Raw genomic sequence first — 16,057 nt, 5'->3', positions numbered from 1 at the left:
TGGTCGCAACGCACTGTATCCGTGCGATCCACCAGAGTGACTGAGTATGCCTACTCATGCCCATGGGCCTGACCCGCTGCCACAGTGGCAACAACGGGGTGAAACTGCGACACAGCCCGGTCGGGCGCGGGCGGACAGCCGAACCACCGTCACGCATCGGACATTCACAGATCGACATCTGCGCACGGCGACGGCCTGTTCTCGCCAAGCTGCGCCCTGCAGCAGGCGGGACATGGCAGCAGTGGAGTGGCCCGACGCACGGCGGAGTCGGCTTTCAGCCAGCCCCACGCCATGGGGGCAACAGGATTCCGCGAAGACACGAGATCACAGCTATCTTGCGGAGTTGCTTCTGTTACAGACGGGGATGTCATTGGCACTGTCAGTGAGTACCCCGAGGTGCTGACGGAGAAGTTGTCCGGACGGGGAGGACGTGATGGCGGTCGACAGCACGGGAGATCCGCAGGCAACCGGCGCTGGCCTGGGGGCTGCTGTGGGAGGGATCGCGGCTTCGGGTATCGGGCCCTTCGCGGGTGTCGGTGCCGCCGCGGCGCAGGTTCTGCGTGTCGAGGGCGAGACGCTGACCGCCTTCAAGAAGAGGGTGGATGACCTCTTGACTCAGCTGGAGGAGTCGAAGGCCGCGCCGCGCAGGATCGCGGACGGCGCTCTGCCCACGGGACGTCTGGGCAACTTCGACGAGGCCGACGCGCTGCACGCCGCCTACACCCGAGTGCACTCCCAACTGGAGCAGCTGTCCCAGATGCTGGCGTTGCAGATCGAGGGACTGGTCGTCACGGTCGACGCCTCGAAGGCCGGCTATCACGATCTCGACGACGACGTTCGCGACCGCCTGAGCCGGATCCGGGTCGAGGCCGACGAACTGCTCGCCGACAGGCCGGGGCCGGGAGCGGAGAACCGCACCAGTCGGGGGGTGGGAAGACCGAGCGGTGACCAACAGGGTTCCCAACCGCCGGACGCGGAGGCCGGAGGTCTGTGATGTCCGTGTCAGCAAGGAACGGCAGCACCACGACCGTGGTGGGGAAGGCGGGACGGCTCCATGTCTGATCTGGGCAGCTCGGCGTGGCGGACGGTCCGGCAGTCCCGGTTTCTGACCCAGGATCCCGAACAGCTGTGGTCCATGGTGGAGGGGGCGGACGGTGCGACGGCCACGGAGCTCGGCGTACTGCTGACCCAGGCCGCGAAGACGATCGGGGAAATCGGCACCGATCTGCGGACCCACAGCATGGCGGTCGAGTGGGAGGGTGAAGGCGGCGAGGCGTTCCGGAAGTGGATCCACCAGGCCGCGTTGGCCACCCTGGGACTGGGCGATTACAGCGCGAGCGCGGGCAAATGGCTGGGCCACGCGGGGGATACGCTTCACGAGGTCAGGCCCCAGCTGGAGATTCTGCGGAATCAGAGTGCCACCGCGCGATCGGTGCTCGACGCGCACGCGGCGAAGGCAACGGACATCGGCGACCACGACGGCAGTCCCTCGGATGCCGCGGTGGAGAAGGCCAAGACGTCGTTCGCCGATGACAGCGCTGAAGCGGCCGGGCTGATGATCAAACTGGCCCAGTCGTACACCGCCTCGACGGAACAGATCGACGCGCTGAAGGCGCCCGAGTTTCCGGAGTTGCCAAAGCGGTTCGTGCCGATCGAACGTGACGGTGGAACCCACATCACCGCGCCCACCGCCGATGGCGGTACCCAAGGGACGGTGGCGCGAGCGGACGCTCTGGGGCGGGAGACGGACGCCGACTCCGGTGTGGGCGGCATGAGTTCAGCACCGAGGGCGTCCGCGCCGCACCACCTGACGGACCTGGCCGTCGGGCCAGATGCGCCGCCGCGCCCTCACACAGACACGACGAACACGGCGATCGACAGCGTAAGAACCGTTCCGTCCGCTCCAGCAGCTCCTTCCGCCCCACCGGCGCCGCCCCCGGAACCAAGCAGCCCGGACGGCAGGACACAGCCGACGACCGGGTTGCTTCCGCCTGCGTTCGGGGGCAGAGCAGTGACTCCGCAGGTTCCTCGGGCAGGCGGGGGGCACTCCGTGTATGGAGGCCGGAGTGCCCTGCCCACGCCGTCCGGCTCAGGTACACCCGGAGGATCGCACGTACCCGGGCGCGGACCCACCGGCCCCTTCGGCCCCGGCATGTCCGGTGGTCAGCCGGTCCCAGGTCGTGAGTCGGCCGTTCCCGGCGCGGCCAGAAACGCCAACGGAGTCACTGGCGGCCGCCCGGTCTCGCCACCGAGCGGACGATCCGCTGGTGCGATTCCACGCGGCACTGTTATCGGCGGCACCCCGCAGCAGCAGCCTCCCATCGGTCGTGGCACCGCACCGGGAGGATCCGGCCTTGGCGCCACGACGCCCCGCGCTAACGGCCGCACGGCGAACCCTGAAAGCGCGTCGAAGAGCGCCCCCCTGCCTGCGCAGTCCGATGGGATCGTCGGTGGGCAACCCAGGACATCCCGACAGCGCGGACGGGCGGGGTTCACCTCAGGGGGCGCCGGACTTGTACGGGGAACGGGCACAGACGACGTACTGCCGCAGAGCGGCGGAACAGCCCGCGGCGCCTCCGCGGTCACCCGTGCCCCATACGGTGGTGACCGCTCCGCCCATGACGAACGGTCGCGCTCCCGCACGAATCAGAGGGCCGAGGACGAGGAAGGCCGACCGACCACGCCACGTCCACCCAGCGGGCCCGACCGACACGCAGGACAAGAAGGATGACCATGCCCACCCACAGCAAGCAGGCCCTACGGTACGGCCGGGTCGTGGCGGCCGTCGCCGGCGTCCTGTTGGCGGGCGCCGCCGTGACGCCCGCACACGCTGACACCGTCCGCGGCCAGCAGTGGCACCTGGACGCCATGCAGGCCGAGCAGATGTGGAAGACCAGCACGGGCAAGGGCATCACGGTCGCCGTCATCGACACCGGCATCCAGGACAACATCCCCGACCTGCGCGGCCGGGTCGTGGCGGGCAAGGACTTCTCCAATCACCCCGGGGACGAACACTCGGACTACGACGGCCACGGCACCAGCATGGCCGTCCTCATCGCTGGCACCGGAGCCAAAGGCCGAGCGACGGGTTCCTACGGCCTGGCCCCAGGAGCGAAGATCCTCCCGATCCGTATCCCGGACTTCATCGAACAGAGCCGCAGCGACGGCAACCCGGACGACTACCCCACCTACATGGCCAAGGCCATCCGGTACGCGGCCGATTCGGACGCCCAGGTCATCAATATCTCGCTGGCGAGCACCGCCCATTCACCGGAGCTGACCGAGTCCGTCGCCTACGCTCTGTCCAAGGGCAAGCTGATCTTCGCGGGTGTGGGCAACACCGGCGGCGGCCTCAACAAAGTTGAGTACCCGGCGGCCACTCCCGGTGTCGTCGGCGTCGGGGCGATCGACAGAGGCGTCAAGGCGACGAAGGAGTCCCAGCACGGCCCCCAAGTCGACCTGGTCGCACCGGGAGAGGAAATGGTCGCCGCCTGTCTCGGCAGCACGGAACTGTGCAAGACCCACGGCACCAGCGACGCCACCGCCATCGCCTCTGCATCAGCCGCCCTGATCTGGTCCAAGCACCTCGACTGGACGAACAACCAGGTTCTGCGGGTCATGGTCAACACCGCGAGCAAATCCAAGAGCGGCAAGGAACGCACGGACTATCTCGGCTACGGCGCGGTACGCCCCCGCATCGCATTGACGGATCCCGGCGACCCAGGTCCCGTCGACGGGTACCCACTGCCTGACTTCGAGTACGCCGCGTCCAGGACGCCAGAGGTGTCAGCCTCCGCTTCATCGAAGCAAGAGGGCGCGGCACCAGCCGCGTCGACGAACTCCGGCAGCGGAGACAGTTCACCCCCGTGGATTCTCTTGGGTGTTGGCAGTGGCGTACTCATCAGCGGAGCGGCGTTCGCGGGGTGGTGTGTCCGCAAGCGTCGCCGTGCTCAGGCGACATCACATGTATATCCAGGGCGCGGGTCGTCCTGAGTGTCGGCCTCACGCTGAGCGGCGCCGCGCGCCCTCGCGCAGCGACGCGGCAGCGCGGTCACGGTCAGCGTCGCGGCGTACAGCCTCTCCCTGTCGGACGGCTCCCCCGTGAGCATCGCCGCGCTGTGCGAGCACTTCACCGAGGGCGAGATCCTCAGGGCTGCCGAGGTCTTACGGAGCCGTGACGTGCCGGGCGTGGCGCTGGGGTGGTGGGGGGCCGGGGCCTAGCGTGCGGCGTATGCGTGTACTGGTCACCGGCGGAGCCGGATTCATCGGGTCCCATGTCGTCGAGGCGCTCGGGGCGCGCGGGCACGAGCCCGTCGTGTTCGACGTGCGCGAGGACGCGGGCGCGGACGTCCGGGACCGGGACGCGGTCGCCCGCGCCCTGGCCGGCGTGGACGCCGTGTGCCATCAGGCAGCCATGGTCGGACTCGGCAACGGATTCACCGACGCGGCGGAGTACGTCTCCCGCAACGACCTCGGTACCGCGGTGCTGCTCACCGGCATGGCGGAGGCGGGCGTACGGCGGCTCGTGCTCGCCGGGTCGATGGTGGTCTATGGGGAGGGGCGGTACCTGTGCGAGTGGCACGGAGTGGTCCGGCCCGGACCGCGGACCGTCGCCGACCTGACGGCCGGGCGCTTCGAGCCCGTCTGCCCGGCCTGCGGTGAGGCGCTGTCTCCCGGACTGGTGGGCGAGGACGCGCCGGTGGACCCGCGGAACGTGTACGCCACGACCAAGCTCGCCCAGGAACACCTGGCGGCGGCGTGGGCCCGGTCGACGGACGGAACGGCCGTGTCGCTGCGGTACCACAACGTGTACGGGCCCCGGATGCCCCGCGACACCCCGTACGCGGGCGTCGCCTCCTTCTTCCGCTCGGCGCTCGCCCGGGGAGAGGCACCGCACGTGTTCGAGGACGGCGCGCAGCGGCGGGACTTCGTGCACGTACGGGATGTGGCGGCGGCGAACGTGGCCGCGCTGGAAGCGAGTTCACCCGTCGGCGCGCTCACGGTCTACAACACCGGCAGCGGCGAGCCGCACACGGTCGGCGCGATGGCCCGGGCGTTGGCCGCCGCGTACGGCGGGCCCGAGCCCGTCGTCACCGGGGAGTACCGGCTGGGCGACGTACGCCACATCACGGCCGACTCCTCCCGGCTGCGGGCCGAGCTGGGGTGGAAGGCGGAGACCGGGTTCGAGGACGGGATGCGGGAGTTCGCGCGGGCGCGGTTGCGCGACGAGTGACCAGGTGACCATCGCGGGGTCGGGGGCCGCCGCCTGCGCCGGTCCCGCTGTCGTCGTTCCGTACAGCCGTCGTTCCGTACAGCCGTCGTTCCGTACGGCCGTCGTTCCGTACGGCCGTTGCTCCATACGGCCGTTGCTCCATACGGCCGTTGCTCCGCGCTGCCCCCTTCCCTGCCGCCCCTCCCGACGTCCCAGTTCTGTAAGGAGTCGAAGTCCGATATGAACCTTTCGTGTTCGTAGGGTGAAAGCCGTGACGACCTCTCCCAGCGATCCTCCCGATCCCTTCGATCCGCTCGATCCCGTCGATCCCCTGGCTTCGACGAAACCCGAAGTCGACGTGGTCCTTCCGTGCCTCGACGAGGCCGACGCCCTCCCCTGGGTGCTGGCCCGCATTCCGCCCGGCTGGCGTGCCCTCGTCGTGGACAACGGCTCCACGGACGGCTCGGCCGAGATCGCCCGCCGTCTCGGCGCGACCGTCGTCCCCGAGACGCGCCGCGGGTTCGGTGCGGCCTGCCACGCCGGGCTGACCGCCGCCACCGCCGACATCGTGTGCTTCTGCGACTGCGACGGCTCACTCGACCCCTCCCTGCTCGTCCCCTTCGTCCGCGAGGTGCGCGACGGCGCGGCCGACCTGGTACTCGGCCGGCGTCGCCCGCACGGCCGGGGCGCCTGGCCCGCGCACGCTCGGGCCGGCAATCTCGCGCTCGCCCGGATGCTGCGCCGTCGCACCGGGCTGCGTCTGCACGACCTCGGCCCCCTGCGCGCGGCCCGCCGCGAGCCGCTGCTCGCCCTCGGCCTCACGGACCGGCGCAGCGGTTATCCCCTCCAGATGGTGGTCCGCGCCGCCGACGCCGGCTGGCGCATCGCCGAACACGACGTCCCCTACCTCCCGCGCACCGGCGTCTCGAAGGTGACGGGCACCTGGCGCGGCACCTGGCAGGCGGTACGCGACATGAGCCGCGTCCTGGCCGAACCGGCGCAGGACGGCCCCCCGGAGAGCGGTTCCCTCTCCTCTTCCCAAGGAGGAAGCTCCCAGTGACCACTCTGCTCGTCATCGCCAAGGAACCCCGGCCGGGGCGGGTGAAAACGCGGCTCACGCCTCCGTTCACGCCCCGGCAGGCCGCGGAGCTCGCCGAGGCCGCTCTCGTGGACACGCTGCGCACCGTCGCGGCGACGCCCGCGCGGCGGCGCGTGCTGGTCCTCGACGGGACCCCGGGCCCCTGGCTGCCGCCGGGTTTCGAGGTCGTGCCGCAGTGCGCGGGCGGCCTCGACGAACGGCTCGCCGCGGCGTTCGCCGGGTGCGCCGGTCCCGCTCTGCTCGTCGGCATGGACACGCCCCAGGTGACACCGGAGCTGCTCACGGTGGACTTCCGCGGCTGCGACGCGTACTTCGGACCGGCTGAGGACGGCGGCTTCTGGGCGCTCGGCCTCGCCGATCCCGACCCCGGTCTTCTGCGGGGCGTACCGATGTCGACGCCCGCGACGGGCGCCGTACAGCGTGAGCGGCTGGTCGCCGCGGGGCTGCGGGTGCGCGATCTGCCGCGGCTGCGCGACGTGGACACGGCCCCCGACGCCGAGTCGGTCGCCGCGTCGGCGCCCCACAGCCGCTTCGCCGCGGAGCTGGACCGGCTCAGGGCGGCCACCGGCCGATGAGCACCGCACGCGAAATGGCGCCCGAGTGGGCGACCGAGGCGGCCGAACCGACCAGCGGCAGCCACACCCGCAGCGGCAGCGGCAGCGGCAGCGGCAGCGGCAGCATGACCGAGACCGAGAACGTCGGTTCGAACCGGCGGTTGCGCGGTCTGCTCGACGGTGCGTCGCCCTCCTGGTGTGCCGACCCCTACGCCGACGCCCTGCGCGCGGGTCGCGGCCCCCTCTTTCTGCGCCGCGCCGACGGCTGGCTGCTCCCGCTGGAGGTGGAGCGCTGGTGCGCGGAGGCGGACGCGGCGGACCTGGACGTGGTGGAGCGGTGCGAGGGGGCCGTACTCGACGTCGGGTGCGGGCCCGGCCGACTGGTCGCCGCCCTGAGCGCGCGGGGCCTGCGCGCCCTCGGCATCGACGTCAGCGAGGCCGCCGTCGCCCACACGCGCGGCATCGGCGGCCGGGCGCTGCGCCGTTCCGTCTTCGCGCCGGTGCCCGGCGCGGGCCGCTGGGGCACCGCCCTCCTCATCGACGGCAACCTCGGCATCGGCGGCGACCCGGACGCCCTCCTCCACCGGATCGCCCATCTCCTCGCTCCGGGCGGCCTGTTGATCGCCGAGACCGTCCCGTACGACATCGACGAACGCGTGCACGTCCACGTCACCGATGCCCGGGCCACCCCAGGCGACCCGTTCCCCTGGGCCCGCCTCGGCACCCCGGCCCTGCTCCAGTACGCCGCGCGCTCGGGCTGGCACGCCACCGATCAGTGGTCCACCGGCGGCCGTTCCTTCGTCGCCCTGCGCAGCCGCAGCACCAACAGGAGCGCCGAGCCGCCGAACAGTACGGCCGTGATCAGCAGCCAGCGGGCCCGGAAGCCGTCGCCCGGCAGGCCGGCGGCGGACTCGTAACGCGCCGACACCTGCCCGCTGATCAGCGGGAACCACACGAGCAGGAGCAGGCCGGAGAGCGCGGCGGGTACGCGTACGTACCCGACCAGCTCCCGGTGACGGCCCGCCGCCCCCACGAGGAGACGGTCCAGCAGCGCGTACAACGGGAGCAGCACCAGGTCGTGCACCAGGGCCGCTCCCACGAACCACATCGCCACCCCGAACCAGTCCCCCGCGAACAGCCGCACCCCCGCATACCCCGCGAGGGCGAACGAGCAGGCGAGCAGCAGCAGTTGCAGCGGGCTGCCGATGACGGGCCCGCGCATCACAGGGCTCAGAAGCTTCCGAAGGCCGGCCAACACAGGACTCAGCTGTCTCCGAAGGCCGTCCATCACAGGGCTCAGCAGCTTCCGAAAGCCGCCCATCACAGGTCTCCGAAGGTCATCCGGGCCACCCACTTGGTGTTGAGCACGCCGGGGGCGGCGGGCACGATGATCCGCGCCGGGTGGCCGTGGTCGGGGGTCAGGGCCTCGCCGTTGACGTACAGCGCGAGCAGGGAGCGCGGGTCGGCCACCTGGTTGGCGCGCAGGGCGGCCCGGCGGAACGCGCCGTGCCGCTGGAGGGACTCCACCAGCACGTCGGGCGGTTCGTCGTGTCCGACGAGCGCCGCGAGATCCCGCAGCCGTACGCCCCGCCACCGCTGGTCCGAGGTGGACCATCCCTCCACGCAGGCGATGGGCAGCGCCGAGCTGCGCGACGGAAGCCGCTCCAGTTCGGCGCGGCTCAGCCGGACCGTGCCGGTGCGCCCGACGAGGACCAGTCGCCAGGCGTCCGCGCTCGTCTCACGGTCGTCGATCCCGGCGTACGCGGCCGTCTTGTTGATCTGGAAGCCGCCGGGGCCCGGGCCCGGCTCGGGGCCGCCGTGCGGTGCGAGCACGGCGGTCTGCCGCAGCGGCCCGTCGAAGCTGTGCCCGGCCGTCGTCCCGAACAGGAGCAGTGAGCCGCCGCCGACCAGTCCGAGGGCGCCGCGCCGGGACACCGTGGGCTCGGCGCGGGGCGGGGAACCGGGCTCGTACTCCTCTTCCTCGGTGCGCGGTCGGCGCAGATTGCGCAGAGCCGCGGGCGTCTTCAGCACGGCGTGCGCGACGAACGCGGCGAAGAACACCCACGCGCCGTAGAAGTGCAGCGGATAGAACGAGCCGGGGAAGACGTAGTCGAGCTGGACGTTGAGCACGCCCGTCACGAACTCGAAGAGCGCGCCGCCCACCAGCAGGAGCAGCGAGAGGCGCTCCAGCGCGTGGGCGAGCGAACGGGCCGGCGGCAGCTCGAACAGCTTGGGCACCACCGACCACAGCTTGGCGAGCAGGACGGGGATCAAGGTGAGCCCGAGCGTGACGTGGAGGCCCTGCGTGAGGCGGTACAGCCACGGTGGATCGGTCGGCCAGGCGAAGAGGTAGAAGCCGAGGAGACCCTTGTCCGGAGTCTGGTCGTTCACCGGTGCCAGGTCCGGGTTGTACGCGGCGTACGACAGCAGCCCGGTCACGAACAGCACGGTGATACCGCCGAGCAGCACGACACCGAGCACGGAGGTGAACCAGGGGCCGCGCACAGGACTGCGCCAGAAGCCGGGTGAGGAGGGGAGCCATGGGGCACGTGAGGAGGGGAGCCGTGGGGCGCGCATGTCCCGAAGGTAGGCCGGGACCACCCCACGAAAGGGTCCGCAACCCATGACGAAACGCTGACGTCCGCACCGCGTGCGGCCTCGTGCGCCACCTTCCGGCCTAGCGTTCCCCAGGTGATCCGCGATCTTCTCCGGGACCTGGCTGCCGCCCTCGTCGCCGCACTGCTCGTCGTGACGGCCGTGCTGGTCGGCACCGTCATCCAGCGCGAGGACGGCACGCTGTATGTGGGCTGGCCGCCGCTGTACGCCGTTGCGGAGCCGCATGTCGGCGCCGGCACCCCGGCCGCGCTCGCCGTCGCGGTCGCCGTCGTGGCGTACGGTCCCGCCCTCGCCGCCCGGCTGCCCTGGCGGGCGCTGCTCGCCGCCGCGTGGGCCACGGCCACGGCGTGGACGTTCTCGCTCGCGCTCGTCGACGGCTGGCAGCGCGGCATCGCCGGGCGGCTGACCACCCAGTACGAGTACCTCCGGGTCATCGACCGCTTCCACGACATCCCCGGCACGCTGCGGGACTTCACCCACCACATCCTGATCGACTCCCCCGGCCACTGGCCCGCGCATGTCGCGGGTCATCCCCCGGCGGCGCCCCTCACCTTCGTCCTGCTCGACCGGATCGGCCTGGGCGGCGGGGGCTGGGCCGGGGTCTGGTGCATCACCGTCGGTGCCACGGCCTGCGTGGCCGTGCTGGTGACGGTGCGGGTGCTGGCGGGGGAGGTCCTGGCACGGCGGGCTGCGCCGTTCCTGGTACTGGCGCCGGCCGCGGTGTGGATGGGGACCTCGGCCGACGGGTACTTCGCGGCGGTGGCCGCCTGGGCCGTGGCGCTGCTGGCGCTCGCGGTGACGGGCGGGACGGGACGGACGGGTGGAGCGGGACGGACGGGTGGGGCAGGACAGACGGGTGGAGCGGGACGGACGGGGCACCGGGTGTGGGCCGCCGCGTTCGGCTCGGGGCTGTTGTTCGGCCTTACCTGCTATCTCTCGTACGGGCTCACGCTGTTCGCGGTGATCGCGGCGGGCGTGCTGGTGCTCGGGCGGGAGCGGGTCCGGGTGCTTCCCCTTCTGTTCGCCGGACTCGCCGTCGTCCCGCTCGTGTTCACGCTCGCCGGTTTCCACTGGTGGGAGGCGTACCGCCTGTTGGTCGAGCGCTACTACCAAGGAGCCGGCGGCCTCCGGCCCTACGGCTACTGGGTGTGGGCCAATCCGGCGTGCACCGTGCTCGTCGTGGGCCTCGCGACCGTGGCGGGCCTGCGCCGGGCCGGCGTCGCGCTGGTCCGGCAGCGCGGCCAGGTCCTTCGCAGCCGGGATGCGCCCGGCCCCGCCGCCGAACCGCGCCTCGCCCTGCTCGTGTACGCCGCCCTCCTCGCGCTGCTCGCCGCCGATCTCTCCGGGATGAGCAAGGCGGAGACGGAACGCATCTGGCTGCCGTTCGCGATGTGGCTGCTCGCCGCCGGCGCGTTCCTCCCCCGACCGCGCGCCTGGCTCGCCGCACAGGCCACGCTCGCCCTGCTCCTCAACCACCTGCTGCTGACCGGCTGGTGAGGGCACCCGTCCGACCGGCTGATGAGGGCGCCCGTCCGACCGGCTGATGAGGGCGCCCGTCGGGCTCGGGATCCGGGTGGGCCATAGTGGGTCCCGGATGAGCAGTCGGGCTTCCCGCGGCGTACTGAAGGGCGGGGGGCGCCGTCCCGCGAAGCGCCCTGCCCTGCCGGACCACCGGAGGTACCTCAGTCGTGACCCTCACCAAGGCAGCGCCGGACAGGGCCGAGCGCCCCGACGCCGGCGGTTCCCAGGGATGGCACTTCAACTCCTCGCTCGGTCTGACCATGCTGCTGGTGCTGGTGGTCGCGGTGCAGGGCCCGATTCGGCGGGCGTTGTCCACTCCGGTGATGCAGAGCTGGACGACCGTGTTCGTCGCGGTGGTCGTGCAGGCGCTGCCCTTCCTCGTGCTCGGCGTGTTGTTGTCGGCGGTCATCGCGGTGTTCGTACCCCCGTCGTTCTTCGCCCGTGCGCTGCCGAAGCGTCCCGCCCTCGCGGTGCCCGTCGCCGGGATGGCCGGGGCGGTGCTGCCCGGCTGCGAGTGCGCCTCCGTGCCGGTGGCCGGGGCGCTGGTGCGCCGGGGCGTCACTCCCGCGGCGGCGCTGGCGTTCCTGCTGTCCGCCCCGGCGATCAACCCGATCGTGCTGACCGCCACCGCCGTGGCCTTTCCCCGCAACCCCGAGATGGTGTTCGCCCGGTTCGGGGCGAGCCTGCTCGTGGCGTGCGCGATGGGGTGGCTGTGGCAGCGGCTGGGGCGTACCGACTGGATGCGGGCCCCTGCCCACCCGTCGTTCGAAGGCGCCGGCAAGGGAGCCGCGTTCTGGGGGTCCGTACGGCACGACGTGATGCACGCCGGCGGGTTCCTCGTCATCGGGGCGATGGCCGCGGCCACCCTCAAGGCCGTGGTGCCGGCCGCCTGGCTGCACATGGCCGCCACCAACCCCGTGGTGTCGGTCCTCGCGCTGGCGATCCTCGCGGTGCTGTTGTCGATCTGCTCCGAGGCGGACGCGTTCGTGGTCTCGTCCCTCACCCAGTTCTCGCTCACCGCCCGGCTCGCGTTCCTCGTCGTCGGGCCGATGATCGACCTGAAGCTGTTCGCCATGCAGGCCGGCACGTTCGGGCGCGGGTTCGCGCTGCGGTTCGCCCCGGCCACCTTCGCCATGGCCGTCCTCGTGTCGGTCCTCGTCGGGGCGGTGCTGCTGTGAACCGGCAGGCGCAAGCGGTCGTGCTGTTCCTCGTCGGCGGGGCGGTGCTGCGGGCCGGCTCCACCGATCTCTATCTGCGCTACGTCAAGGCCGGACTGCGCCCGCTGCTGCTGGTGGCCGGTGCCGTACTGATCGTCGCCGCCGTCGCCACCGTCTGGTACGAGCTTCGACGGCCGCGGGGCGGACAACACGACGACCATGAGGACAGTCACGACCACGACCACGATCGCGATCGCGGGCACGATCACGGGCACGGGCATGCGCACCGCGAGTCGTGGATCTCCTGGCTTCTCGTGCTGCCCCTGTTCGCCCTCATCCTGGTCGCGCCGCCCGCCCTCGGCTCCTACAGCGCCGTACGCACGGGTACGGCTCTCCAGGCGCCCTGGGGCTTTCCCGCCCTGCCGGCCGGCGACCCCATCAAGCTCAGCGTCGACGACTACGCGGGCCGTGCGGCCTTCGACCACGGACGTTCCCTGAAGGGCCGGAAGGTCACCATCACCGGCTTCATCGCCCTCGACCGCGGTGGCGCGCCGTATCTCACCCGCATGATCCTCAGCTGCTGCGCCGCCGACGCCCAGCCCATCAAGGTCGGGCTGACCGGGCGGACCCCGCCCGTCCTCCAGCCCGACACCTGGCTCGAGATCACCGGCACCTACAGCAGCAGGCGGACCAAGGACCCGGTCAACAACGGCGTCATTCCGTTCATCGACGTCAGTCGGGCCACGCCGGTCCCGGCTCCGCGCGACCAGTACGAAAGCCCGGAGTAGCCGCAGCTGACGGGCGGGGCGGACTCGCCGCGCCCCGTGTCTCACCGTCCCGTGTCTCACCGTCCCGTCGCCGGCCGCCCCGTCGCCCGGCCGTCCCGTCGCCGGCCGTCCCGTCGCCGGCCGTCCCGGTGCGGCAGCCAGGTCAGTACGAGCATCAGGTCGAGGCGTTCCGCCATCGCCGCGGCCAGCAGGGCCGTATGGCCGACCGAGCAGCTCACCAGGCAGGACCGAGCAGGACCCAGCAGGGCCGAGCAGCTGCCCGACCACGCTCGCGGGGGCCGCCGACAGCCCGGTCGGCGGCCCCGTGGAGGGTCCCGCGCACCCGCCCGTCGGCCTGCCCCCGGGCCACCCCCCGGGCCACCCCCGGCCTACCCCCGGCCCGCCCCCGGCCCGCCCCCGCCTGCAAGGTCTCAAGCCGAGACCGACCCCGGGGAGGGACCGTATGCTGGCAGGCATGAGGCGGACCTCCTTCGCGAACTGGCCCTGCTCCATCGCTCGCACCATGGATCTGCTCGGGGACTGGTGGACACCGCTCGTGCTGCGCGAGGCGTTCTACGGCGTGCGCCGCTTCGACGCGTTCCAGCAGTCGCTGGGGATCGCCCGCAACACCCTGACCGACCGGCTGCGGCGGCTCGTGGACGAGGGGCTGATGGAGAAGCAGCCGTACCAGAACGAGCCCGTACGTCATGACTACGTCCTCACCGACAAGGGCCGGGACTTCTACGGTGTGCTCATGGCCATGAACGCCTGGGGCGACCGCTGGCTGGCCGGGGAACAGGGCGCGCCGGTCGTCTTCCACCACGAACGGTGCGGGCGGCAGGGGCACGCGGAAGTGGTCTGCTCCGAGTGCGGCGAGCCGATGACCGCCACCGACACCCGGCCGCGGCTCGGCCCCGGCTACCCGCCCCGCCTCGCCGAACGCCCCGACGTGCGGGAGCGGTTCGCGGACTGAACGCCGAGTCCCGGGACCGGCGAAGAAATCCGCGTGTCGTGCCCCGGTGGAACCAGCTCCCTCGGTAGGGCAGTCTTTCCCCTCGTGGTGAGCCTTCCGAATCAGAGCGGGTCGAGTGACGCCGCCGCGCACATGGTGGTGTGCGGGGACGACGCCCTCGCCCTCCGGCTCGCCACCGAGCTGCGAGGGGTGTACGGGGAACAGGTGACCCTGGTCGTACCGCCCGCCGAACGGGTCGCGCGGCAGCCCGTGGTGGGCAGGGCCCGGACCTCCACCCTGCTCGACCGGGTGTCCGCCGCCGTCACCCGGGCGGCCGGCAACGGAAACGGCGCCGGAAGCACCACGGGAAACAGCGGCGGGAACGGCAACAGCGGCAGCGGTGACGGCGCTGGAGGGCGCGGCGGATCCACCGGCGGTGGCCGGACCACCGAACCCCCCGGCACCGAGCGGCTGTTGGAGGCCGTCGAGGCCAACGAGGCCGTGCTCGCCGAGGCGGGTGTGGAGCGGGCGGCCGCGCTGGCGCTCGTGTACGACGACGACGAGACCAACATCCGGGCCGCGCTCACCGCCCGCCGGCTCAACCCACACCTGCGGCTCGTCCTGCGGCTCTACAACCGGCGGCTGGGCCAGCACATCGAGGAACTCCTCGATCAGGCCGCCACGTTGGCCGCGGCCGGAGCCGACGGGCCGGCCGCACAGTTCGACGCGTCCACGACCGTCCTGTCCGACGCCGACACCGCCGCACCCGCGCTGGCCGCGACCGCGGTCACCGGCACCAGCAAGGTCGTACAGACCGACGGACTGATGCTGCGGGCGGTGGAGCGGCCGCCGCCGGAACCGGGGCAGGTCGCCGATCCCGGTCTGTGCACGCTGGCGCTGCTGTCCGCGACGGCCAGCGACCCGGCCGGGGCCGACGGCTCCGAGAGCAGCGGCGAGCAGGGGCCACGGCTGCTGCCCGACGAGGAAGCGATCGCGGCGGCCACCGGGCGCGGCACGGTCGTCCTGGAGAACGTGTCGTACTCCGGGTCCTCGCTGCCCGCCGGGCGCAACGCCTTGCCGTTCGCCTCACTGCTGTCGCGGCGGCTGCGGTGGTCGTTCGCCGGGCTCGTCGGCTGTGTGGTCGGGCTCGCGGTCGCGCAGATGGCGGTCACCCGCGAACACCCCCTGCACGCGACCTACTTGACGCTGCTCGACCTGTTCGCCATCAACGACCCCGCCGTCGGACAGTCCACCGGCCGGCAGATCCTGCAACTCCTGTCCGGGCTGGTCGGGTTGCTGCTGCTGCCCGTGCTGCTGGCGGCCGTGCTGGAAGCGCTCGGCACCTTCCGCAGCGGGTCCGCGCTGCGGAAGCCGCCGCGGGGGCTGTCCGGGCACGTGGTGCTGCTCGGGGTCGGCAAGATCGGTACGCGCGTGCTGACCCGGCTGCGGGAGCTGCGCATCCCCGTGGTGTGCGTCGAGGGCGACCCCGAGGCACGCGGGCTCGCCACGGCCCGGCGGCTGCGCGTGCCGGTGGTGCTCGGGGACGTGACGCAGGAAGGGGTCCTGGAGGCCGCCAAGATCCACCGGGCGCATGCGCTGCTCGCGCTGACCAGCGCGGACACGACCAACCTGGAGGCCGCCCTGTACGCGCGGTCGGTGCGGCCCGATCTGCGGGTCGTCCTGCGTCTGTACGACGACGACTTCGCGACCGCCGTGTACCGCACCCTGCGCGCGGCGCACCCCCATGCGCTCACCCGGAGCCGCAGCGTGTCGCACCTGGCCGCACCCGCTTTCGCCGGGGCCATGATGGGGCGGCAGATTCTGGGAGCCATCCCGGTCGAACGGCGGGTGCTGCTGTTCGCGGCCGTGGACGTGGGCGGGCATCCGCGGCTGGAGGGACGCACGGTCGGCGAGGCGTTCCACGCGGGGGCGTGGCGCGTACTGGCGCTGGACACGGCGGCACGCGGTGGCCGGGGCCAGGCCCACTCCCCGGCCCCCTCCCCCTCCCCGTCCGCGTCCGCGTCCGCGGACTCTCCCTACCGTCGCTCCGGGTTGGTCTGGGACCTGCCCGCCACCTACGTGCTGCGCGCCGAGGACCGAGTGGTGCTGGCCGCCACCCGCCGCGGCCTCGCGGAGCTCCTCGGCCGGCGGCCCCAGGCGCGGACCGACGTGTAGCCGG

General features: G+C 72.4%; 14 protein-coding genes. 11 read left to right on the top strand and 3 right to left on the bottom strand.

The window, feature by feature from the left end:
• Positions 1-433: 433 nt before the first annotated feature.
• A complete protein-coding gene (locus SAVERM_RS23645; protein ID WP_048894227.1) occupies positions 434-994 on the top strand; it encodes a hypothetical protein in 561 nt (186 codons plus the stop codon).
• A 416-nt stretch (positions 995-1,410) separates the two neighbouring features.
• Here SAVERM_RS23645 and SAVERM_RS23640 read toward each other — a convergent pair whose 3' ends face one another.
• A complete protein-coding gene (locus tag SAVERM_RS23640; RefSeq protein WP_137865199.1) occupies positions 1,411-1,689 on the bottom strand; it encodes a hypothetical protein in 279 nt (92 codons plus the stop codon).
• Between the two features lie 1,044 nt (positions 1,690-2,733).
• Here SAVERM_RS23640 and mycP point away from each other — a divergent pair.
• The 5 genes from mycP to SAVERM_RS23615 all read left to right on the top strand — a co-directional run bounded on the left by mycP (position 2,734) and on the right by SAVERM_RS23615 (position 7,782).
• On the top strand, positions 2,734-3,993 hold the full coding sequence (gene mycP, locus SAVERM_RS23635; RefSeq protein WP_042494497.1) for a type VII secretion-associated serine protease mycosin: 1,260 nt from the start codon (positions 2,734-2,736) through the stop codon (positions 3,991-3,993).
• A gap of 238 nt (positions 3,994-4,231) precedes the next feature.
• Entirely contained in the window at positions 4,232-5,233 is a 1,002-nt protein-coding gene (locus tag SAVERM_RS23630) for an NAD-dependent epimerase/dehydratase family protein (RefSeq protein ID WP_010985998.1), read from the top strand.
• A gap of 241 nt (positions 5,234-5,474) precedes the next feature.
• Positions 5,475-6,272, top strand: a complete 798-nt coding sequence (locus SAVERM_RS23625) for a glycosyltransferase family 2 protein (RefSeq protein WP_010985997.1) — start codon at positions 5,475-5,477, stop codon at positions 6,270-6,272.
• Positions 6,269-6,886, top strand: coding sequence for a TIGR04282 family arsenosugar biosynthesis glycosyltransferase (locus SAVERM_RS23620; protein ID WP_010985996.1), 618 nt, complete (start codon positions 6,269-6,271; stop codon positions 6,884-6,886). Before SAVERM_RS23625 ends, SAVERM_RS23620 begins: the two co-directional genes overlap by 4 nt.
• Entirely contained in the window at positions 6,883-7,782 is a 900-nt protein-coding gene (locus tag SAVERM_RS23615; RefSeq protein ID WP_010985995.1) for a methyltransferase domain-containing protein, read from the top strand. Before SAVERM_RS23620 ends, SAVERM_RS23615 begins: the two co-directional genes overlap by 4 nt.
• Positions 7,783-8,185: 403 nt before the next feature.
• Here SAVERM_RS23615 and SAVERM_RS23610 read toward each other — a convergent pair whose 3' ends face one another.
• Entirely contained in the window at positions 8,186-9,442 is a 1,257-nt protein-coding gene (locus SAVERM_RS23610) for a molybdopterin-dependent oxidoreductase (RefSeq protein ID WP_037649216.1), read from the bottom strand.
• A 114-nt stretch (positions 9,443-9,556) separates the two neighbouring features.
• Here SAVERM_RS23610 and SAVERM_RS23605 point away from each other — a divergent pair, with 114 nt between their 5' ends.
• From SAVERM_RS23605 to SAVERM_RS23595, 3 genes are all read left to right on the top strand, one after another.
• Positions 9,557-10,978: a hypothetical protein gene (locus SAVERM_RS23605; protein WP_010985993.1), complete on the top strand. Its 1,422-nt coding sequence runs from the start codon at positions 9,557-9,559 to the stop codon at positions 10,976-10,978.
• A 191-nt stretch (positions 10,979-11,169) separates the two neighbouring features.
• Positions 11,170-12,180 (top strand): permease, encoded by a 1,011-nt coding sequence (locus tag SAVERM_RS23600; protein ID WP_010985992.1) that lies wholly within the window; start codon positions 11,170-11,172, stop codon positions 12,178-12,180.
• Positions 12,177-12,947, top strand: coding sequence for a TIGR03943 family putative permease subunit (locus tag SAVERM_RS23595; RefSeq protein WP_010985991.1), 771 nt, complete (start codon positions 12,177-12,179; stop codon positions 12,945-12,947). The genes SAVERM_RS23600 and SAVERM_RS23595 overlap by 4 nt, the downstream gene beginning before the upstream one ends.
• 56 nt (positions 12,948-13,003) lie before the next feature.
• Here SAVERM_RS23595 and SAVERM_RS42795 read toward each other — a convergent pair whose 3' ends face one another.
• Positions 13,004-13,165: a hypothetical protein gene (locus SAVERM_RS42795; RefSeq protein WP_154696733.1), complete on the bottom strand. Its 162-nt coding sequence runs from the start codon at positions 13,163-13,165 to the stop codon at positions 13,004-13,006.
• A 236-nt stretch (positions 13,166-13,401) separates the two neighbouring features.
• Between SAVERM_RS42795 and SAVERM_RS23590 the strand changes: the two genes are divergently transcribed.
• On the top strand, positions 13,402-13,899 hold the full coding sequence (locus SAVERM_RS23590) for a winged helix-turn-helix transcriptional regulator (RefSeq protein ID WP_037649212.1): 498 nt from the start codon (positions 13,402-13,404) through the stop codon (positions 13,897-13,899).
• A gap of 132 nt (positions 13,900-14,031) precedes the next feature.
• The gene (locus tag SAVERM_RS23585; RefSeq protein ID WP_010985989.1) at positions 14,032-16,053 is read left to right on the top strand and encodes an NAD-binding protein; all 2,022 of its coding nucleotides are present in this window, start codon (positions 14,032-14,034) and stop codon (positions 16,051-16,053) included.
• Positions 16,054-16,057: the final 4 nt, after the last annotated feature.

It is taken from the genome of Streptomyces avermitilis MA-4680 = NBRC 14893 (genome assembly GCF_000009765.2).
Lineage (GTDB): Bacteria > Actinomycetota > Actinomycetes > Streptomycetales > Streptomycetaceae > Streptomyces > Streptomyces avermitilis.
The sequence above is the reverse complement of the archived record's forward strand: the minus strand, read 5'-3'. Positions and strand labels throughout refer to the sequence as shown.

What these genes read in the sequence shown, in the direction of transcription:
- mycP (WP_042494497.1), top strand. Translation starts at nt 2,734, where the DNA reads ATGCCCACCCACAGCAAGCAGGCCCTACGGTACGGCCGGGTCGTGGCG.
- SAVERM_RS23615 (WP_010985995.1), top strand. Translation starts at nt 6,883, where the DNA reads ATGAGCACCGCACGCGAAATGGCGCCCGAGTGGGCGACCGAGGCGGCC.
- SAVERM_RS23590 (WP_037649212.1), top strand. Translation starts at nt 13,402, where the DNA reads ATGAGGCGGACCTCCTTCGCGAACTGGCCCTGCTCCATCGCTCGCACC.
- SAVERM_RS23585 (WP_010985989.1), top strand. Translation starts at nt 14,032, where the DNA reads ATGGTGGTGTGCGGGGACGACGCCCTCGCCCTCCGGCTCGCCACCGAG.
- SAVERM_RS23645 (WP_048894227.1), top strand. Translation starts at nt 434, where the DNA reads ATGGCGGTCGACAGCACGGGAGATCCGCAGGCAACCGGCGCTGGCCTG.
- SAVERM_RS23630 (WP_010985998.1), top strand. Translation starts at nt 4,232, where the DNA reads ATGCGTGTACTGGTCACCGGCGGAGCCGGATTCATCGGGTCCCATGTC.
- SAVERM_RS23610 (WP_037649216.1), bottom strand. Translation starts at nt 9,442, where the DNA reads ATGCGCGCCCCACGGCTCCCCTCCTCACGTGCCCCATGGCTCCCCTCC.